Source organism: Streptomyces sp. NPDC048383 (assembly GCF_040651775.1).
Taxonomy (GTDB): Bacteria; Actinomycetota; Actinomycetes; order Streptomycetales; family Streptomycetaceae; genus Streptomyces.
This window is the reverse complement of the sequence record NZ_JBEZKS010000001.1, coordinates 71,349-86,765: the sequence shown is the minus strand read 5'-3', so window position 1 is coordinate 86,765 and position 15,417 is coordinate 71,349. Positions and strand designations below refer to the sequence as shown.

16 protein-coding genes are annotated in these 15,417 nt (G+C 70.9%); 7 read left to right on the top strand and 9 right to left on the bottom strand.

What is annotated here, in order from left to right; genetic code table 11:
• Positions 1-33: 33 nt before the first annotated feature.
• Together AB0D46_RS00415 and opcA are read left to right on the top strand one after the other, a co-directional pair.
• Positions 34-1,644 carry a helicase HerA-like domain-containing protein gene (locus tag AB0D46_RS00415; protein WP_362875013.1) on the top strand — a complete coding sequence of 537 codons (1,611 nt, stop codon included), beginning with the start codon at positions 34-36 and terminating at the stop codon, positions 1,642-1,644.
• Between the two features lie 106 nt (positions 1,645-1,750).
• On the top strand, positions 1,751-2,683 hold the full coding sequence (gene opcA / locus AB0D46_RS00410; RefSeq protein ID WP_362875012.1) for a glucose-6-phosphate dehydrogenase assembly protein OpcA: 933 nt from the start codon (positions 1,751-1,753) through the stop codon (positions 2,681-2,683).
• Here opcA and AB0D46_RS00405 read toward each other — a convergent pair.
• Together AB0D46_RS00405 and AB0D46_RS00400 are read right to left on the bottom strand one after the other, a co-directional pair.
• Complete coding sequence (locus AB0D46_RS00405; RefSeq protein ID WP_362875011.1) at positions 2,632-3,105, bottom strand: cupin domain-containing protein; 474 nt, start codon at positions 3,103-3,105, stop codon at positions 2,632-2,634. The genes opcA and AB0D46_RS00405 overlap by 52 nt on opposite strands.
• Before the next feature lie 74 nt (positions 3,106-3,179).
• Positions 3,180-3,767 carry an HhH-GPD-type base excision DNA repair protein gene (locus AB0D46_RS00400; RefSeq protein WP_362875010.1) on the bottom strand — a complete coding sequence of 196 codons (588 nt, stop codon included), beginning with the start codon at positions 3,765-3,767 and terminating at the stop codon, positions 3,180-3,182.
• Between the two features lie 132 nt (positions 3,768-3,899).
• On the opposite strand from AB0D46_RS00400, the gene AB0D46_RS00395 reads away from it, so the two are divergent.
• Positions 3,900-4,712: a VOC family protein gene (locus tag AB0D46_RS00395; protein ID WP_362875009.1), complete on the top strand. Its 813-nt coding sequence runs from the start codon at positions 3,900-3,902 to the stop codon at positions 4,710-4,712.
• 67 nt (positions 4,713-4,779) lie between these two features.
• Here the strand turns inward: AB0D46_RS00395 and lepB are convergent, their stop codons facing one another.
• The 3 genes from lepB to AB0D46_RS00380 form a co-directional block, all read right to left on the bottom strand.
• Positions 4,780-5,418 carry a signal peptidase I gene (gene lepB / locus AB0D46_RS00390; protein ID WP_362875008.1) on the bottom strand — a complete coding sequence of 213 codons (639 nt, stop codon included), beginning with the start codon at positions 5,416-5,418 and terminating at the stop codon, positions 4,780-4,782.
• A gap of 73 nt (positions 5,419-5,491) precedes the next feature.
• The gene (locus AB0D46_RS00385; protein ID WP_362875007.1) at positions 5,492-6,433 is read right to left on the bottom strand and encodes a helix-turn-helix domain-containing protein; all 942 of its coding nucleotides are present in this window, start codon (positions 6,431-6,433) and stop codon (positions 5,492-5,494) included.
• 279 nt (positions 6,434-6,712) lie between these two features.
• The gene (locus AB0D46_RS00380; protein ID WP_362875006.1) at positions 6,713-7,474 is read right to left on the bottom strand and encodes a hypothetical protein; all 762 of its coding nucleotides are present in this window, start codon (positions 7,472-7,474) and stop codon (positions 6,713-6,715) included.
• Between the two features lie 352 nt (positions 7,475-7,826).
• On the opposite strand from AB0D46_RS00380, the gene AB0D46_RS00375 reads away from it, so the two are divergent.
• A complete protein-coding gene (locus AB0D46_RS00375; RefSeq protein ID WP_362875005.1) occupies positions 7,827-8,246 on the top strand; it encodes a TOBE domain-containing protein in 420 nt (139 codons plus the stop codon).
• A gap of 277 nt (positions 8,247-8,523) precedes the next feature.
• Positions 8,524-10,131, top strand: coding sequence for an MFS transporter (locus AB0D46_RS00370; protein ID WP_362875004.1), 1,608 nt, complete (start codon positions 8,524-8,526; stop codon positions 10,129-10,131).
• A gap of 87 nt (positions 10,132-10,218) precedes the next feature.
• Here the strand turns inward: AB0D46_RS00370 and AB0D46_RS00365 are convergent, their stop codons facing one another.
• The 4 genes from AB0D46_RS00365 to AB0D46_RS00350 form a co-directional block, all read right to left on the bottom strand.
• Positions 10,219-10,605, bottom strand: a complete 387-nt coding sequence (locus AB0D46_RS00365; protein WP_362875003.1) for a protease inhibitor I9 family protein — start codon at positions 10,603-10,605, stop codon at positions 10,219-10,221.
• A gap of 419 nt (positions 10,606-11,024) precedes the next feature.
• Complete coding sequence (locus AB0D46_RS00360) at positions 11,025-11,750, bottom strand: PaeR7I family type II restriction endonuclease (RefSeq protein ID WP_362875002.1); 726 nt, start codon at positions 11,748-11,750, stop codon at positions 11,025-11,027.
• A gap of 11 nt (positions 11,751-11,761) precedes the next feature.
• Complete coding sequence (locus tag AB0D46_RS00355) at positions 11,762-13,438, bottom strand: Eco57I restriction-modification methylase domain-containing protein (protein ID WP_362875001.1); 1,677 nt, start codon at positions 13,436-13,438, stop codon at positions 11,762-11,764.
• A 37-nt stretch (positions 13,439-13,475) separates the two neighbouring features.
• A complete protein-coding gene (locus AB0D46_RS00350) occupies positions 13,476-14,327 on the bottom strand; it encodes a hypothetical protein (RefSeq protein ID WP_362875000.1) in 852 nt (283 codons plus the stop codon).
• A gap of 355 nt (positions 14,328-14,682) precedes the next feature.
• Here AB0D46_RS00350 and AB0D46_RS00345 point away from each other — a divergent pair, with 355 nt between their 5' ends.
• Together AB0D46_RS00345 and AB0D46_RS00340 are read left to right on the top strand one after the other, a co-directional pair.
• Positions 14,683-14,970, top strand: a complete 288-nt coding sequence (locus tag AB0D46_RS00345) for a hypothetical protein (protein ID WP_362874999.1) — start codon at positions 14,683-14,685, stop codon at positions 14,968-14,970.
• Complete coding sequence (locus AB0D46_RS00340) at positions 14,967-15,395, top strand: type II toxin-antitoxin system VapC family toxin (RefSeq protein WP_362874998.1); 429 nt, start codon at positions 14,967-14,969, stop codon at positions 15,393-15,395. Before AB0D46_RS00345 ends, AB0D46_RS00340 begins: the two co-directional genes overlap by 4 nt.
• The last annotated feature ends 22 nt before the right edge of the window (positions 15,396-15,417 follow it).

The following is a 15,417-nucleotide window of genomic DNA, read 5'->3' as shown; positions in this document are numbered from 1 at the left end:
AAGTGACGGACAGGGCTATTCCGGGAGTGACGCATGAGCCAGAGCACCGACCCCGCCGTTCCCGCGGACCCGGCGGACCCGGCCGGAGCTATCGCGGCGGGGTACGCCTTCACCGGGCCCGCGCTCGATCTGGGCGCGCTGATCTGGGACGGAGCCTGCCTGCCGGACCGGCGGATCCGCATCCCGTTGGGGATGCTCAACCGGCACGGGCTCGTCGCGGGCGCGACCGGCACCGGCAAGACGAAGACCCTCCAGCTCATCGCCGAGCAGCTGTCCGCGAACGGGGTGCCCGTCTTCCTCGCCGACATCAAGGGGGACGTCTCGGGGATCTCGGCGCCCGGCGCGGACACCGAGAAGGTCAGGGCGCGGGCGGCGGAGGTCGGCCAGGAGTGGCGGGCCACCGGCTGCCCCGGCGAGTTCTACTCCCTGGGCGGGATCGGCCCCGGCATCCCGCTGCGGGCGACGGTGACCTCGTTCGGCCCGGTCCTGCTGTCGAAGGTGCTCCAGCTGAACCAGACGCAGGAGCAGTCCCTCGGCCTGATCTTCCACTACGCCGACTCCAAGGGCCTGGAGCTGTTCGACCTCAAGGACTTGCGCGCGGTCGTCGCGTTCCTCGTATCGGAGCGCGGCAAGGCGGAGCTGAGGGGGATCGGCGGGCTCTCGACGGTGACCGCCGGGGTGATCCTGCGGGCGCTGACCGCATTCGAGCAGCAAGGCGCCTCGGAATTCTTCGGTGAGCCCGAATTCGACACGAGTGAATTCCTGCGGACGGCCGCGGACGGGCGCGGAACGGTTTCCGTACTGGAACTCCCGGCGGTTCAGGACAAACCGCAACTCTTCTCGACCTTTTTGATGTGGCTGCTCGCCGACCTCTACGCCGAACTCCCGGAAGTCGGCGATCTGGAACGGCCCAAGTTGGTCTTCTTCTTCGACGAGGCGCACCTCCTCTTCAACGGGGCCTCGAAGGCCTTCCTGGATTCCCTCACCCGGACGGTCCGGCTGATCCGTTCCAAGGGGATCGGCGTCTTCTTCGTGACCCAGACGCCGAAGGACGTCCCGGCCGACGTGCTGGCGCAGCTCGGCAACCGGGTGCAGCACGCGCTGCGCGCCTTCACCCCGGACGACGCGAAGGCGCTGAAGGCCACCGTGAAGACCTTCCCCCATTCCGCTTACGACCTGGAGGAGTTGCTCACCGGTCTCGGTACGGGAGAGGCGGTGATCACGGTGCTCAGTGAGAACGGCGCCCCGACACCGGTCGCCGCGACCCGGCTGCGCGCCCCGCAGTCCCTGATGGGGCCGGTCGACGCGGCCGAACTGGACCGGGCGGTGAAGGCGTCGCCGCTGTACTCGCGCTACGCCGAGGCCGTGGACCGCGAGTCGGCGTACGAGAAGATCAGCGCCGAACAGGCGGCGGCCGAGGCGGCCGCGGAGGCGGCGGCGGCCGCGGCCGAGGCGGAGAAGCAGGCGGAGAAGGAGGCCAAGGAGGCCCAGAAGTCGGCCCGGAGGGCGCCGAAGCCGGATCCGTCGCTGGCCGAACAGGTGGTGGGCAGCGTCATCTTCCGCTCGTTGGCCCGCTCCGTCGGCACCTCGTTGGGCCGGGAGATCTCCCGCTCCCTCTTCGGAACGGCCCGCCGCAGGCGCTGACCTGACGGAGCGTCGGTCCACCTCGCGGGCGCCCGGCCCCCCGGTCCAGTCGGATTCGAGTGCACCGGGTGCCGCTGGGGCCGTCGGCGCTGACAGACTCGGGGGCATGCGGACCGAACTCACCGACACCACGTCCAGCAAGGTCGTCCGGGCCTTGCTCGAAGCGCGCCGAGCCGTCGGCAGCCCGGCCATGGGGCTGGTGCTGACCCTCGTCGTGGTCACCGACGAGGAGAACGCCTACGACGCCGTGCGCGCCGCCTCCGAGGCCTCCCGAGAGCATCCGTGCCGCATCATCGCGGTGATCAAGCGGACGGCCCGGGGCCCCCAGCGGCTGCGCCAGACCCGGCTCGACGCCGAGTTGCGCGTCGGCACCGACGCCGGCTCCGGCGAGATCGTGCTGCTGCGGCTGCACGGCGAGCTCACCGGGCAGGCGGGTTCCGTCGTGCTCCCGCTGCTGGTGCCCGACGCGCCGGTGGTGGCCTGGTGGCCGTCCGAGGCGCCGGCCGATCCGGCCCGCGACCAGCTGGGCGCGCTGGCACAGCGCCGGATCACCGACGCGCAGGCGGCGCCCGACCCGGTCGGCGTGCTGGACCAGCGGGCCGCCTCGTACGCCGCCGGCGACACCGACCTGGCCTGGACCCGGCTGACGCCGTGGCGCTCCCTGCTGGCCGCCGCCTTCGACCACAAGCCGCTGCCGGTGACCGGCGCGGCCGTGGAGAGCGAGCCGGACAACGCGAGCGCCGAGCTGTTGGCGCGCTGGCTGGAGGACCGGTTGCAGGTCCGCGTGGACCGGGTGGCCACCGAGGGTCCGGTGATCACCCGGGTCCGGCTGGAGACCAGCGCCGGGGAGATACGGGTGGACCGGCCCGCCGGCGTGCTGGCGACGCTGCTGTTGCCCGGCTGGCCGGACCGCAAGGTGGCCCTCAAGATCCGCAGCACGGCCGAGCTGCTCGCGGAGGAACTGCGGCGCCTGGACGCCGATGTGGTCTACGCCTCGGCGTTGCGCAGCCGGCCCGCCCAGGCCTCGCTCTCCGCGTAGTGGTTGTCGTACACCGGTGAGCTGTCCTTGATGTCCTGGACGGTCGCCTCGCCGGCGCGGACGCGGCCGAGGAGCCGGTAGTAGTCGAAGCGGGCCATGCCCGGGGTGAAGCCGACGAAGACCTCGGCCGTGTGGCCCGCGGCCGGGGCGAAGGCGTGCTTCACGCCGGGCGGGACGGTGAGGAAGTCGCCCTTGCCGAGGGTGTGGACCTCGTCGCCCACCAGGACGTCGAGGCGCCCGTCGGTGACGTGGAAGAACTCGGTCGCCTTCGTGTGGAAGTGCACGGGCGCGCCGGCCGCCCCGACCTCGAAGCTCGCGGTGTTGCAGGTGAGCTCGTCGGTGTCGGTGAGCAGGGTGATGACGCTGCCGGGCCCGTCGGAGATGCTCTCGGCGGTCGCGGCGCGGGTGAGGTTTTCGATCATGCAATCGACCCTAGGGCAGGAACGGCCGCCTCCGGTCGGTGGCGGTACGGCGGGCCGCGCCGACGCCGCTCGGGCTACGCCGACCCCTTGGCCTTCGCGGCGGCCTTCATCTCCTGCTTGTGCGCGCGGACCTTCGCCAGGGACTCCGGGCCGGTGATGTCGGCGGCGGAGCGGTGGATGTTCGCCGGGCCGTAGCCGCCCGCGGCCTCCCGCCAGCCCTTGGGGCGCACCCCGTACCGCTTGCCGAGCAGCGCCAGGAAGATCTGCGCCTTCTGCTCCCCGAAGCCCGGCAGCGCCTTGAGCCGCTCCAGCAGCTCCTGACCGGTGGCGGCGTCGGCCCAGACGGCGGCGGCGTCCCCGTCGTAGTGCTCGACCAGGTACGCGCACAGCTGCTGGATCCGCTTCGCCATCGACCCGGGGTAACGGTGCACGGCGGGCTTCTGCGAGAGCAGCGCGGCGAAGGCGTCGGGGTCGTGAGCGGCGATGGCGTGCGCGTCGAGGTCGTCGGCGCCGAGCCGCTGCGCGATCGTCCAGGGCCCGGAGAACGCCCACTCCATCGGCACCTGCTGGTCGAGCAGCATGCCGGTGAGGGCGGCGAGCGGGCTGCGGCCGAGCAGGGCGTCGGCCTCGGGCTGCTGGGCCAGCCGGATGGTGATGTCCATGGCTCCAGCCTCCCCCGCGCGCGGGCCGAGCGCGCGGTCGGCGCGCGGTCGGCGCGCGGTTGCGGGACCCCCCGCCTAGCGTGGGAACGACACACGCGGACGCGGACACGACGACACGGGAGTCGATCGACCATGGCTGAGTTCCAGGAAGGCGCGCCCTGCTGGGTGGACGCGATGTTCACCGATGTGGAGGGCGCCAAGGAGTTCTACGCGGACGTGCTCGGCTGGACCTTCGGCGAGTCCAGCAGCGAGTACGGCAACTACACGCAGGCGTACTCCGACGGGAAGGCCGTCGCGGCCGTCGTCCCGCCGATGCCGGGCGCCGACGCGCCGTCGCAGTGGTGTCTGTACTTCGCCTCGCCGGACGCGGCGGCGACGGCGGAGAAGATCAAGGCGGCGGGCGGCGAACTGCTCATGGAGCCGATGCAGGTCGGCGGGCAGGGCACGATGCTGATCGCGAAGGAGCCGGGCGGCGCGGTCTTCGGCGTCTGGCAGTCCGGCGAGCACAAGGGCTTCGAGAAGACGGGCGAGGCGGGCGCGTACGCCTGGGCGGAGGTCTTCAGCCGGGACGTCGCGAAGCCGGACGCGTTCCTGCCGACGGTGTTCGGGTACGAGGCCGAGCAGATGGAGACGGGCGACGACCCGGAGATCGCCGGGATGGACTTCAAGGTGTTCAGCCTGGGCGGCAGGAGCAACCCGGTGCTCGGCCGGATGGCGATGGGCGACGAGTTCCCGCCCGAGGTTCCCTCCTACATCCAGGTCTACTTCGCGGTCCCCGACTGCGACGAGGCGGTCGCGAAGACGAAGAAGCACGGCGGGCAGCTGCACTTCGGCCCGATGGACAGCCCCTTCGGCCGCTTCGCGGCGGTCGCGGACCCGCAGGGCGCGGCGTTCGCGGTGATCGACCTGACGACGACGGTCGGGGAGATGCCCTCGTTCGAGTAACGGGTACGCGCCGCCCCCTGGCGTACGGACGCCGAGGGGCCCCACCGCCCCGAAGCCGGGCGTCCGCTCAACTCGTGCCGTGCGGTGGGGACATGCGACCGGCGAGGGTCCCCGCTCGCCGCGCGTCGCCTCGCGTCACCAGCGCGGCGATCGTGAGGCCGAGGCAGGCGGCGAGCATGAGGACGCCCAGCATGCCCAGGGCGCAGACGAGGACGAAGCCGTCGGAGGAGTCGGCTACCTTCGCGCGGACGTTCGTCGCGAGGACGGTGCCCTGCTCCTCTCCCATCGGATCCATGGCCGAGTCACGGGAGTTGAGCCGGTGGTCGCCCATCACGAAGATCCGGCCGTCGGGGACGGTCACGTCGAAGTCGAAGGCCGAGGGGCGGTCGGCGTCCCGTAGGTAGGGCTCGACGAGCGGCTCGCCGTTGAGGGTGAGCGTGGTCGCGCCCGCGGTGGAGGAGACGCGGTCGCCGCCCACCGCCACCACGCGGGTCAGCAGGTCGCCGTCGGGTACCCACGGAACGGGAATGCGGACGACGTCCCCGCGCTCGACCGCCCCGACCGGGCCCTGTTCGAAGTGGACCCGCCGGTCGAGGGGCAGGGTGGGCGTCATCGAGTCGCTCACGGCGGTGACCGGCCGGACCACCCCCAGGGCGAACCCCGCCACGAGAGCCGCTCCGACCACCGCCAGAACGGCGGCGGCCATGCCGCGCCTGCGCCCCGGCCGTCTGATGCGCCGCGCCATGTGAGCCCCCCGGGTCGACCGTGTGGCCGGAATTCTACGAGGGCTCCGCGCAGCCGCGGCACCGGCCGGGGGTGGGGCTGCGGAAGGCGAGTCCGCAGGTCGTGCAGTTCTGGAAGGGGTCCGGGGGGACGTGGGCGGGCCGTCTGAACTCGGCCGCCAGGGCGGGCGGGACCTGTGTTCGGAGCCGGTGGGCGATGAACCCGGCCGGGTTGGTCAGCAGGTCGGGCAGGCGGGCCACCAGGACGCTGGTGATCGCCTCGATGCTGCCGCCGCGCTCCAACCAGACCTCGGCCGGGCCCGCGAGGCGCTCGATGTCCCGTTGCCCGAGGAGCAACCGGTGGTCGACGCGGCGCAACCGCGCGAGCAGGGCCATGGCCGCGAGGCGGCGCGGCGAGGGCGGGTCGGGCTCGGGGGCGGGGGCGGGTTCGGGGCGGTGCTGCGGCTCCGGCTCCGGGCCGGGCCGCTGTACGGCCGTCGGCTCCGGGTCCGGTGCGGGCTCCGGGTCGGGCTCCTGTAGGGCCGTCGGCTCGGGCTCGGGCTCCGGCTCGGGCTCCGGCTCCGGCTCGGGGGTCGGCCTCGGGGCCGGCCTCGGGGCCGGTTGCGGGTTCGGTGGTGGCGGGGGCGTCGCCCGCGTCATCGGCCGGGGTCGGTTCCAGGACATCGTCCGGGTGACGCACCGCCCGTCGGGCAGCCGGTCCACGGTCCGTTGCAGGTACCCGTGGGCCTCCAGCTCGCGCAGGGCCCCCGCGATCCGGCCCCTGCCCTCCGGGACCCGTCTGGCCAGGTCCTTGATGCCGATGGGCGTTCCGGCCGGGAGGGATTGGATGTACGCGCCGAGTCCGCGCGCGAACAGCGTCATCCGCGGGTTCTGGAGCAGGTGGTTCCCGATCACGGTGAACCGGGTCGTGAGTCGGACGTTCGCGTGGCGAACGCCGTACGGCGCGGGTGAGGGCGCGGTAGCCTGCGGAGAAGCCATGGGAAGCGTCTACTTCCTGCTTGGTGAGGCCCTCGTCCGGGATTGCCGTCCCGGCGGGGGCCGTCTTCGTTTGCGGGGTGGTCGGGGCGAGCATATGCCCCGCAACCCGTGCGAAATCCAGCTGAGTTGGACCTGTTCACCCGTGTGAGTGACAGCGTTCCCGGGGAGGCTGGTGGGGTGGGGAAGGTTGTTTCTCCCGGTTCTTTCCACCCAAAGAAAGGTCCGGGCCGACCGGGTCCCGGTTGGCCGGGTCCCGGACGACCGGGACCCGGTCCCACCTCAGCGAACGGTGAGTTGGTCGTACGTCCGGTAGGTGTACTCCCCGGCCAGAGTGATCTTGTTGCCGGTGGTCGCCGGGAGGCCGAGACGGTCGTTCACGAGCCGGGTCATCGGGCCGCATCCGGTGGCCGCCGGAACACCGAACTCGGTGTCGGTCGCCGCGTACTTGATCACCGGAGGGTTCTTGGACACCCGCTCGGAGTCGCCCACCCGCTTCAGTCGGATCTCGATGGGGGCGTCACCGGCGCCGATGACGCAGCCGGCGGGCAGGAGCGGGCTGACGGCGCGGTAGCGCAGGGTGAAGAAGCCCATGCTGTCGCCGACGGAGTAGAAGTCGGACCGGCCGCCGTACTCGGGTTGCAGGGACAGGCCGAGCAGCGGGCTCCGGTCGGCGGCGGCGGTGCCGAGCAGTCCGCCGGGGACGACGGAGGGGGCGCCGCGCAGGGATCCCCAGGCCTGGCCGTTGCTGCCGTCGGGCATCGGTCCCTCGGCGAAGGTGAGGGTCATCGGGGCCAGTGCGGGGATTTCGCGGTTGCCGAGGCGGAGCGACCCGGAGGCGGTGTGCAACTCGCACTTCCAGCGCGCCGCGTCGACCCCGGCGGGGAGGGCGGGGCAGTCGGAGAAGTCGTAGGCGGGAGCGGCGGCGGGCGCGGGGGCGACGGGCGTGACGGACCCGGGGTCCGCCGACGCGCCGGCCGTACCGGTGACCGTGAGGGCGAGCGCGGCGGCGAGGGCGAGCGCGGCGGCGGTGGTGATCTTCATGCCCCTACGGTGCCGCCGGGCGCCCACCGGCCGCACCGGGGAGACCCCCGGCCCGCCCCTGACGCGTCCCCGAGTCGGCGTCAGGGCCAAGTGCCGTCCCCCGCAAGGGCGGTTCCGCCCGAACGGGCTGCCGCAGAGCCGGGCCCCGGGGCGGAGTCCTCGACGGGCGCCCCCGGGGTTGCGGTGGCTCGACGGCCCGCCGGCCGGGGGTTCGCGCAGGGGCCGGCCGGGTGGGTGGTTCCGGCCGGCGGATGCGAGGGGTGCGGAGCGGGGCGGCGCGACGGCTCGTACGGTCGATCTTGTGCGGATCCCCCGATCCGCACGAGTCGATGACGTAAGAGGTCGAAGCGCCATGAGCCTGAGCATCCGCAACCAGATCGCCGGAACCGTCACCGCCGTCACCACCGGTGAGGCCATGGCGACGGTCAAGGTGCGCCTCGACGGCGGTCAGGACATCACCGCCGCCATCACCGCCGACGCGGTCAAGGACCTCGGTCTCGCCACCGGATCCGCCGTGAAGGCCCTGGTCAAGGCGACCGAGGTGGCGCTCGCGACCGGGCCCGTCGAGGGGCTGTCCATCCGGAACCGGATCGCCGGGACCGTCGTCGACGTCGTCACCGGTCCGGCCATGGCCTCCGTGAAGGTCGACGTGAACGGGGGCGGGCTGACCGCCGCCATCACCGCCGACGCCGTCGAGGCGCTGGGCTTGGCCGCCGGTACCTCCGTCGTCGCGCTGATCAAGGCGACCGAGGTCTCCCTGCAAGTCGCGTAAGGCCGCGGGCTCCCGGAGCCGCCGTCAGACCCCCACCGCCACCGGGGCCGGCAGCGCCGGCGCGACCGGCGCGGCCGGAACCGGCTGCGGTCCCTGCGGCGCCGGCCGTCCAGATCGGGACAGGCCCGGCTGACCACGTCCCGCAGCAGCCGCCCGGCGAGGTGGCGGGCTTTCGCTCGCACGGTTGCGAACACTGTACGCATCAGCGTACGTTGTGCACATCGACAGCGTGCGAACGGTGTACGCATCAAGCGGCGCAAGGGGAGAGGTCGTCATCATGGGCGGAATCGCGGGGGGCAGCGGTGCGGGTGGTGCGGGTGGTGCACGTGGTACTGGGGGTGCTGGAGGTACGGGGGATACGACCGGCACCGGGGCCAAGGGCGTCGCGGGGGCCGAGGGCGCGGCGCCCGGACGGGACCCGCGCCGCTGGCTCATCCTGATCGTGCTCTGCCTCAGCACGCTCGTGCTGGTCGTCGACAACATGGTGCTCACCGTGTCCATCCCGCCGATCGCCGAGGACCTCGGCGCCAGCGCCGAAGCCATCCAGTGGATCATCGAGTCGTACATCCTGGTCTTCGCCGGCCTCCTGCTCACCGCCGGTAGCCTCTCCGACCGGTTCGGCCGCCGCCGCGTGATGATCATCGGGCTCGCGCTGTTCGGGATCGCCTCCCTGCTCGCCGCGTACGCCGAATCCCCCGCCCAACTCATCGCGGGACGCGTGGTCATGGGCATCGGCGGCGCCCTCGTGATGCCGAGCACGCTCTCGATCCTGATCACCGTCTTCGACGAGGAGGAACGCCGCAAGGCCATCTCCGCCTGGGGCGCGGCCGCCGTCGTCGGCCTCGTCGGCGGCCCGGCGGTCGGCGGGATCCTGATCGCCCACTTCTGGTGGGGCGCCGTCTTCCTGATGAACGTGCCGATCGTGCTGCTCGCCATCGCCGCCGCGCTGGTCCTGATGCCGGAGTCCAAGGGCCCTTGGCGCAAGCCCGACTTCGCGGGCATGGCCCTGTCCGTCACCGGTATGACCGCCCTGATCTGGACGATCATCTCCCTCCCGAAGGACGGCCTCACCGACCCCTCGACGCTGGTCTGTCTCACCCTCGCCGTCGGCGCGCTGACGGGCTTCGTCGTCCACGAGGTTCGTACCGCACACCCGATGGTCCCGATGTCCCTCTTCCGCGACCGGATGTTCAGCGGGGCGAGCTTCTCGCTGGTGCTGCTGACCTTCGCCAACGGCGGCCTGATGCTGGTGCTGACCCAGTACCTCCAGTTCGTCGCCGGCTACAGCCCCACCGAGGCCGGGCTCGCCTTCACCCCGCTCGCCGTCGCCACCCTGCTCTTCAACGGCCTCGGCGCCGGCCTCGGCAACCGGATCGGCAACCGGATCATGACCGCCGTCGGCCTCGCCGTGATCGCCGCCGGCTTCGCGGTCCTCGCCACGCTGGAGGCCGGCGACGGCTTCACCCCGCTCGGCGTCGCCATGACGGTGATGGGCATCGGCGGCGGCCTGGCGATGCCCGCGGCCACCGCGGCCCTGATGGGCGCCGTCCCCGAGGAGCACGCCGGCGTCGGATCCGCCCTCAACGACACCGTCCAGCAGGCCGGCGCCGCCCTCGGCGTGGCCGTCCTCGGGGCCCTGCTCACCTCGGTCTACTCCGGGGCGATGCCCGCCGGTACGCCGGACGCCGCCCGGCACTCCGTGGCCGCGGCGCTGTCCGACCCGGCGCTGGCCGGAGCCGCCCGCGACGCCTTCACCTCCGCCATGTCGGCCACCTTCACCGCGGCGGCGGCGGGCGTCCTGGCCGCGGCCGGCCTCGCCCTGGTCCTGATGCGGGACCGGGGGCGGGCCGCGCACCCCGAGCCGCGGACGACCCTGGCGGCGTAGCGCGGGGGCGCTGCGGTGGGGGCGCTGCGGTGGGGGACCCCTCACCGCCTCCCCGCGGTTCGGGTCCTCGCGGCCCGTGGCCGTGGCTCACCAGTCGCCGGTGGCGGCGTCCCCCTCGACCGGCGCACCGACGGCCCGGCCGTCCCGCTCGACGCCGACCACCGCGGGGTGCGCGCGCAGGGCGGCCAGCTGCGCCGCGTCGAGGTCGGCGGCGAAGCCCCGTACGGTGCTGCGGTACACGTACCGGGCCTTCGTCACCCCCGTCTCGTCCATCACCCGCTGAGGGTCGGCGTCCGGAGCGAGGGTGACGATGTACGGCTCGGTCCGCGCCTCGTCGCCCGGACGTACGGATTCCACCACCTGCGCCGCGTACGCGACGGGCACCCCCGCGAGCGGGACGACGAGAACGGCGGCGGCCACCAGCACGGGCCGCAGGATCGGACGGCGCAGGCCCACACCCGGGATCGAACGCATACGGAACTCCCTCTCAAAAATCGACCACCCCCACCTTCGGCCCCCACCCCACCCACCTTGAACCGGGCGCCCCACCCCGGCGCCCGCGGTCGCGGCGGAAGCCGGTGCGCGCCGTACGACTCGCGCGGGTCGGTGATCGCGTCGGACCGGCGGAGGCGGCCTCGGTGGCCTGTCGAGACGTTGTCGTCGCGTTCATGGTCAAGGCATCGGACCGTGACACAGCGTCAGGATCGGGCCAGGGGTGAGCGTTCCGAGTCACGACCCCTCCGGGGAGCCTACGTGGAGGCGTGCGCACCGGCCGTGGACGGCGCGCGTAGCCCTGGCAGGTACGGCGACGGTCGGAGGTGGGGGGCCTCGGCCCCACGAATGGAGCCGCGTACGGGGCTCGACCGAGTTGGTCGAGGTCCCGCAAGTCGCTCCTAGCCGGGAATCCCGAGCTCCTTCAGATACGTGAGCCGGGCGTTTATCGCCGCTGAGAAGTGTCGCCAGTCAAGGCTCTCCACCAACTCGATGGGCTTGGGCTCCTCGGCCGATGACGTGACGTAGCAAGCGGCGTCGTACAACTGCTCGGCCACGAGGCGCTCACAAAAGATCCCGAAGCGGTCCTGGTAGGAGGTTCCGCGCCAGGGTGAGTCGACAGGCAGAGCGCCTTTCGCGATCCTGACCGGCTTCCGGGACTTCTGGTGGTCTTCCATGATGAAGAAGTAGCCGAGCCAGGGCTTCTCCTTCGGATACAGGTCGGCAAGGGCAGCTCGCCGCAGATCGACCGCGCTGCCGAGCGCTTCCTCGACCCTGTTGTTGTAGTTGTTGCCGAAGGAGGGGGCACCCAACGCCTTGAGTTCGAAGGCGGCGACAAGTACGCCCTCATGGACGACCACCAGGTCCCACTGCTTCTGAGGGCGGTAGTGGCCGGGGAGTTCGAGCCCTTGCTTCTTGGTGACCCGGATGCTGTCGGGCGGATAGCCGGCCTCCAGGAAGAACTTCGCCAAGAGGATCGCGATCGCATCGAAGTGCTTACCGCCGCGCACCGATCCGGCTGTGCCGGCGCCGACCGCAGCCTTGATCGCGGACTGTTCGCGCTGGAGCTTCTTGGCACCCCAGTAGGTGGCTATCGCGTCTTCGAAATCCTGGCGGGTGACCGTCAAGATCCGTCCTCCTAGTCAGGCAGTTCGACAAGTCCGTAGACGCGCAGGGCGGCCTCGGTGGCTGCCCTCACGTCTCGCTTGTCGAAGGCTGCCGCCAGGGCGTCCCGGTCACGCTCATTGATCGCTTCCGGGTGAGGTACCCGGATCTTACGGAGGTACTGCGCCTGGAAGCGAAGGGTCCCCCCTCGCATCTTGACCGCGTACGCCTCCACGAAGGCTTCTGCGACCTTGGAGAGCAGCAGACCACCCAGAACGCGCATGTCCCAGACATCCGAGACGATGAAGTACAGGTTGTGGTGAGGGTACAGTCCGCCCTCGTCGAGTACCGGATGGATCGTCAGCTTCATGTCCGGGAACAGCAGCTTGGGCCGCCGGGTCAGCGCGTGATCGACCTTGTCGATGGTCTTGTACCAGCGGTGGGGCTGCTTTACCGCCACGTAGCGCCGGCGCAACGCTGCTCCGTGTTCATCGAGATACCTGGAAAGTCGCGGATAGGCCGCGAGGTCGACCAGGTCGCCGCCGGCCGTCCAGGGATTCACCAAGTAGGTGCCGTTCCAGTTCAAGGTCCCGCTCGTGGTGTCGCGGACCATGGCCATCGGCAGGAGACGGTCATCCTCGATCAACTTGCCGTCGTTGGTGAGGAAGACCTTGTCCGCGCCGGTGGCGATCCCGATGCCGACCCGGGTGCCGGTGCCCTTGTTCTCAAGCAGTTGGAAGCGCTCCGTCAGCTCCTCGAGTACGGCCAGCCGGGCGGGAGAGGCGCTTGGCCAAGAGTCCTCCTCCGGGAACCAGTGCGGCATGCGCGCGGCCTGGAAGGATTCCGTCGCGACCCTTTCAGTCCGACCGCTCGCGTACCAGCGCGCGAAGTCGGTGGCTTGGGCAGCACCGAAGGCTCGCGTGGTGTCCGCTGCTACGGCGGTTCCCTGGCTCCGCTTGCTGATGAGCGTGATGGCCGGGTAGGCGGAAACCTGCTCGTCGAACGCGTCGACGTCGTGCATGACCAGGACCAGGTCCATGCTGAAGCTCTTCGTAACCAGTTGCCGCAGTCGCCGGCCGTACTGGTTGCGCATCCAGCGGTCCGCGCAGATGAAGCCCAGCCGACCTCCTGACCCGAGGCTTCGGAGCGCTACTTCGAAGAAGCCGACGTAGATGTCTGCACGGCCGCCCATGGTGGGGCACGCGTGACGGTAGACCGCCATCCGGTCCGCGGGTACGTCCTCCAGGCGGATGTAGGGCGGGTTGCCGACCGCGTAGTCCGCGTACTGGGTCGCTTCCGGCTGGAGCAGGTAATCACCCTGTTCGACCCAGGATGCCGCCACCAGCTGGGCGTCCTCCGGGTCCCAGCCGTCGCCGACCAACTGCTTCTCAACGACGTCGCGGCTGCTCTGGACGTTGCGGTCCAGCAGATCGAGCGCTCGTACGGCCCCACGCGCGTCGCTGATGGGACGCTTCTGCTCGCGGCAGGACGCGCTGATCCGTGATGCCACAGCCCCCAGGAACGCTCCCGAGCCGCAGGCCGGCTCCACGAGCTTAAGGTCGCAGAGGGCTTTGTCCGAGGTGTAGCCCACGAGGTCGAGGATCAGGTCGACGACCCAACGTCGCGTGAACACCTCGCCGTGCTCCACGGCCTCCGCGGGTACCGAGGGGAGGGTGTGGAGGGTGGTGTCGAAGAACAGGGGAGTGGCCACGTCTTGACACTACTAGGGACGATTTCGGCCACGAGAGTTATCCACAGGCAAGCTCTGTGGTCTGCTGCGGTCCTGCCACGATCTCGGACAGGGCGGCGATGACAGTTTCCTGGTGGTCGCCGGTGCCCAGCACCTGGGCGGCACGGCGGAGCAGAACGGCATCCACGTTGACCGAGTGGCTCGACTGCGGCGCGGAAGGGGTGGTCGGCTCAGGGGCTGGCCTGGCCTTGCGGCGGGGTACGGATGGTGCCGGAGCGGGCGTGGGCTCGGCCGATGGCGGCGGTTCGGGCGCAATGGTGTCGGGGCTGCCGAGTACCGTGACCACCGGCTTTCGGTAGCAGACGCTCCTGCCCGTCTTGGTCGTATAGACGACGAGCTCCATGGTGAGGTCGCAGACGGCCGGGCCGTCGACACGTTCCAGCGCCTCCAGCAGGTCGGATAGCTGTGCGGCCATCTGCCATGAGGTCGTCACGAAGTGGAACGGGCCCAGCACAGGTGTCGCTGCGATCCGGAAAGTGATGTCGATGGACGGCATCGGGCCGCGGCCATTTTTGGCCGCCAGCTTCTTGTTCTCAAGCAGCGGCGGGCAGCCGCAGGGCTGGCCCTTCTTCTCTTCCGGTGACAGGAACTCCACGCCGTCGCACTCGTGGATGATGCCCTTACCGCCCCGGAGGACCATACGAGCCGCCACCGCGGCATGCCCATCCAGCAGAATGCGTACGCTCTCGCGGCTCGTCAGCACTTCGTAGGCAAGACCGCCTCCTCCCCCTTCGTTCGGTTGAGGTTCGCCACCCAGGAAGCTGGCGACACGCGCGGCCACATCGGCATCGTCTGTGGTGACACGCCAGGAGTCCAGGGCCTGCGGCCGCCCCTCGGACAAGCGCCCCATGTGGAAGCGTCCGGCTCGGGCGGCTGAGCTCTGTGTCATTCGCTACCTTCGATGGAGGGGACGGCAGTTGATCTTCGCCACGTACCGATGCCGCGGTGCACGCGACGTGTCACGAAACCGGCTACAGGGCGGCGCTCCCCATTGTGTCCAGCCCGACAGCTTCGTTCAGCTGGTTCCAACCAAAGGGGCGTTGCTGTCGCTGGCAGACGGCGGCTGCCGGACACAGCTGGCGGCGACTCGGCGGACGGGTCCCGTCAAAGCTCGGATTCGGGTCGTTTCCGACCCTCTCCAGGACAGCCCGGCCTAGGGTGGTCTTCAGGCATGAGCCCGTGACCACAGCGTGGAGGAGCCGATCATGAGCACTGCCCCGAATCTGCCGCTCCCGCCGCGCAGACCCGAGGAGTCGCATCCTCAATCCCATCCGCTACGGACGATCCGGGAGATCCGGGAGTCCCTGCCACAGCATCAGCTTGGGCACTTCGATGCCGAGCTCGCCGACACCGACATCGATGCCTTGCCTGACATGCTTCACCGCTGGGCGACGCTGGGCAGCGACGGGTTCCTTGAGCGACTTACGGCGGCCCCGTTCGAGGGTCTGGAGTTCGGGCAGCGGTCCTATGACGATGCGGCGGACGGCGAGTGATCCATCTGCTCGACACCAATGTGGTCGCCGAGATCACCACCCGGCCGAAGCCTGCCCCTGCCGTCGTCGCCTGGGCTCGCTCGGTTCCGTCTCCTGCCCTCTACCTGAGCGTCATCACGGTCGCGGAGATCGAAGCAGGCATTGCCGGAACACTTGATCCGGTGCGGCGTACGGCTTTCGAGCAGGCGCTCACGGACCTCCGTGATCAATACCGCGACCGGATCGCCGCCGTCGGCGAGCGGGAGGCACTTGCCTACCTCGCTCTTCACCGGAGGCTCAAAAATGCCGGAACCAGCATCGATCCACCCGATGCGCTGATCGCCGCCACTGCCCTGGCGAACGGCTGGACGCTCGTGAGCCGCAACATCAAGCATCTGGCGCGATCAGGCGCACTGCTGCTGAACCCTTGGGAGTACGAGGGATAGGCCTAGGCCATCGAGGCGGGAA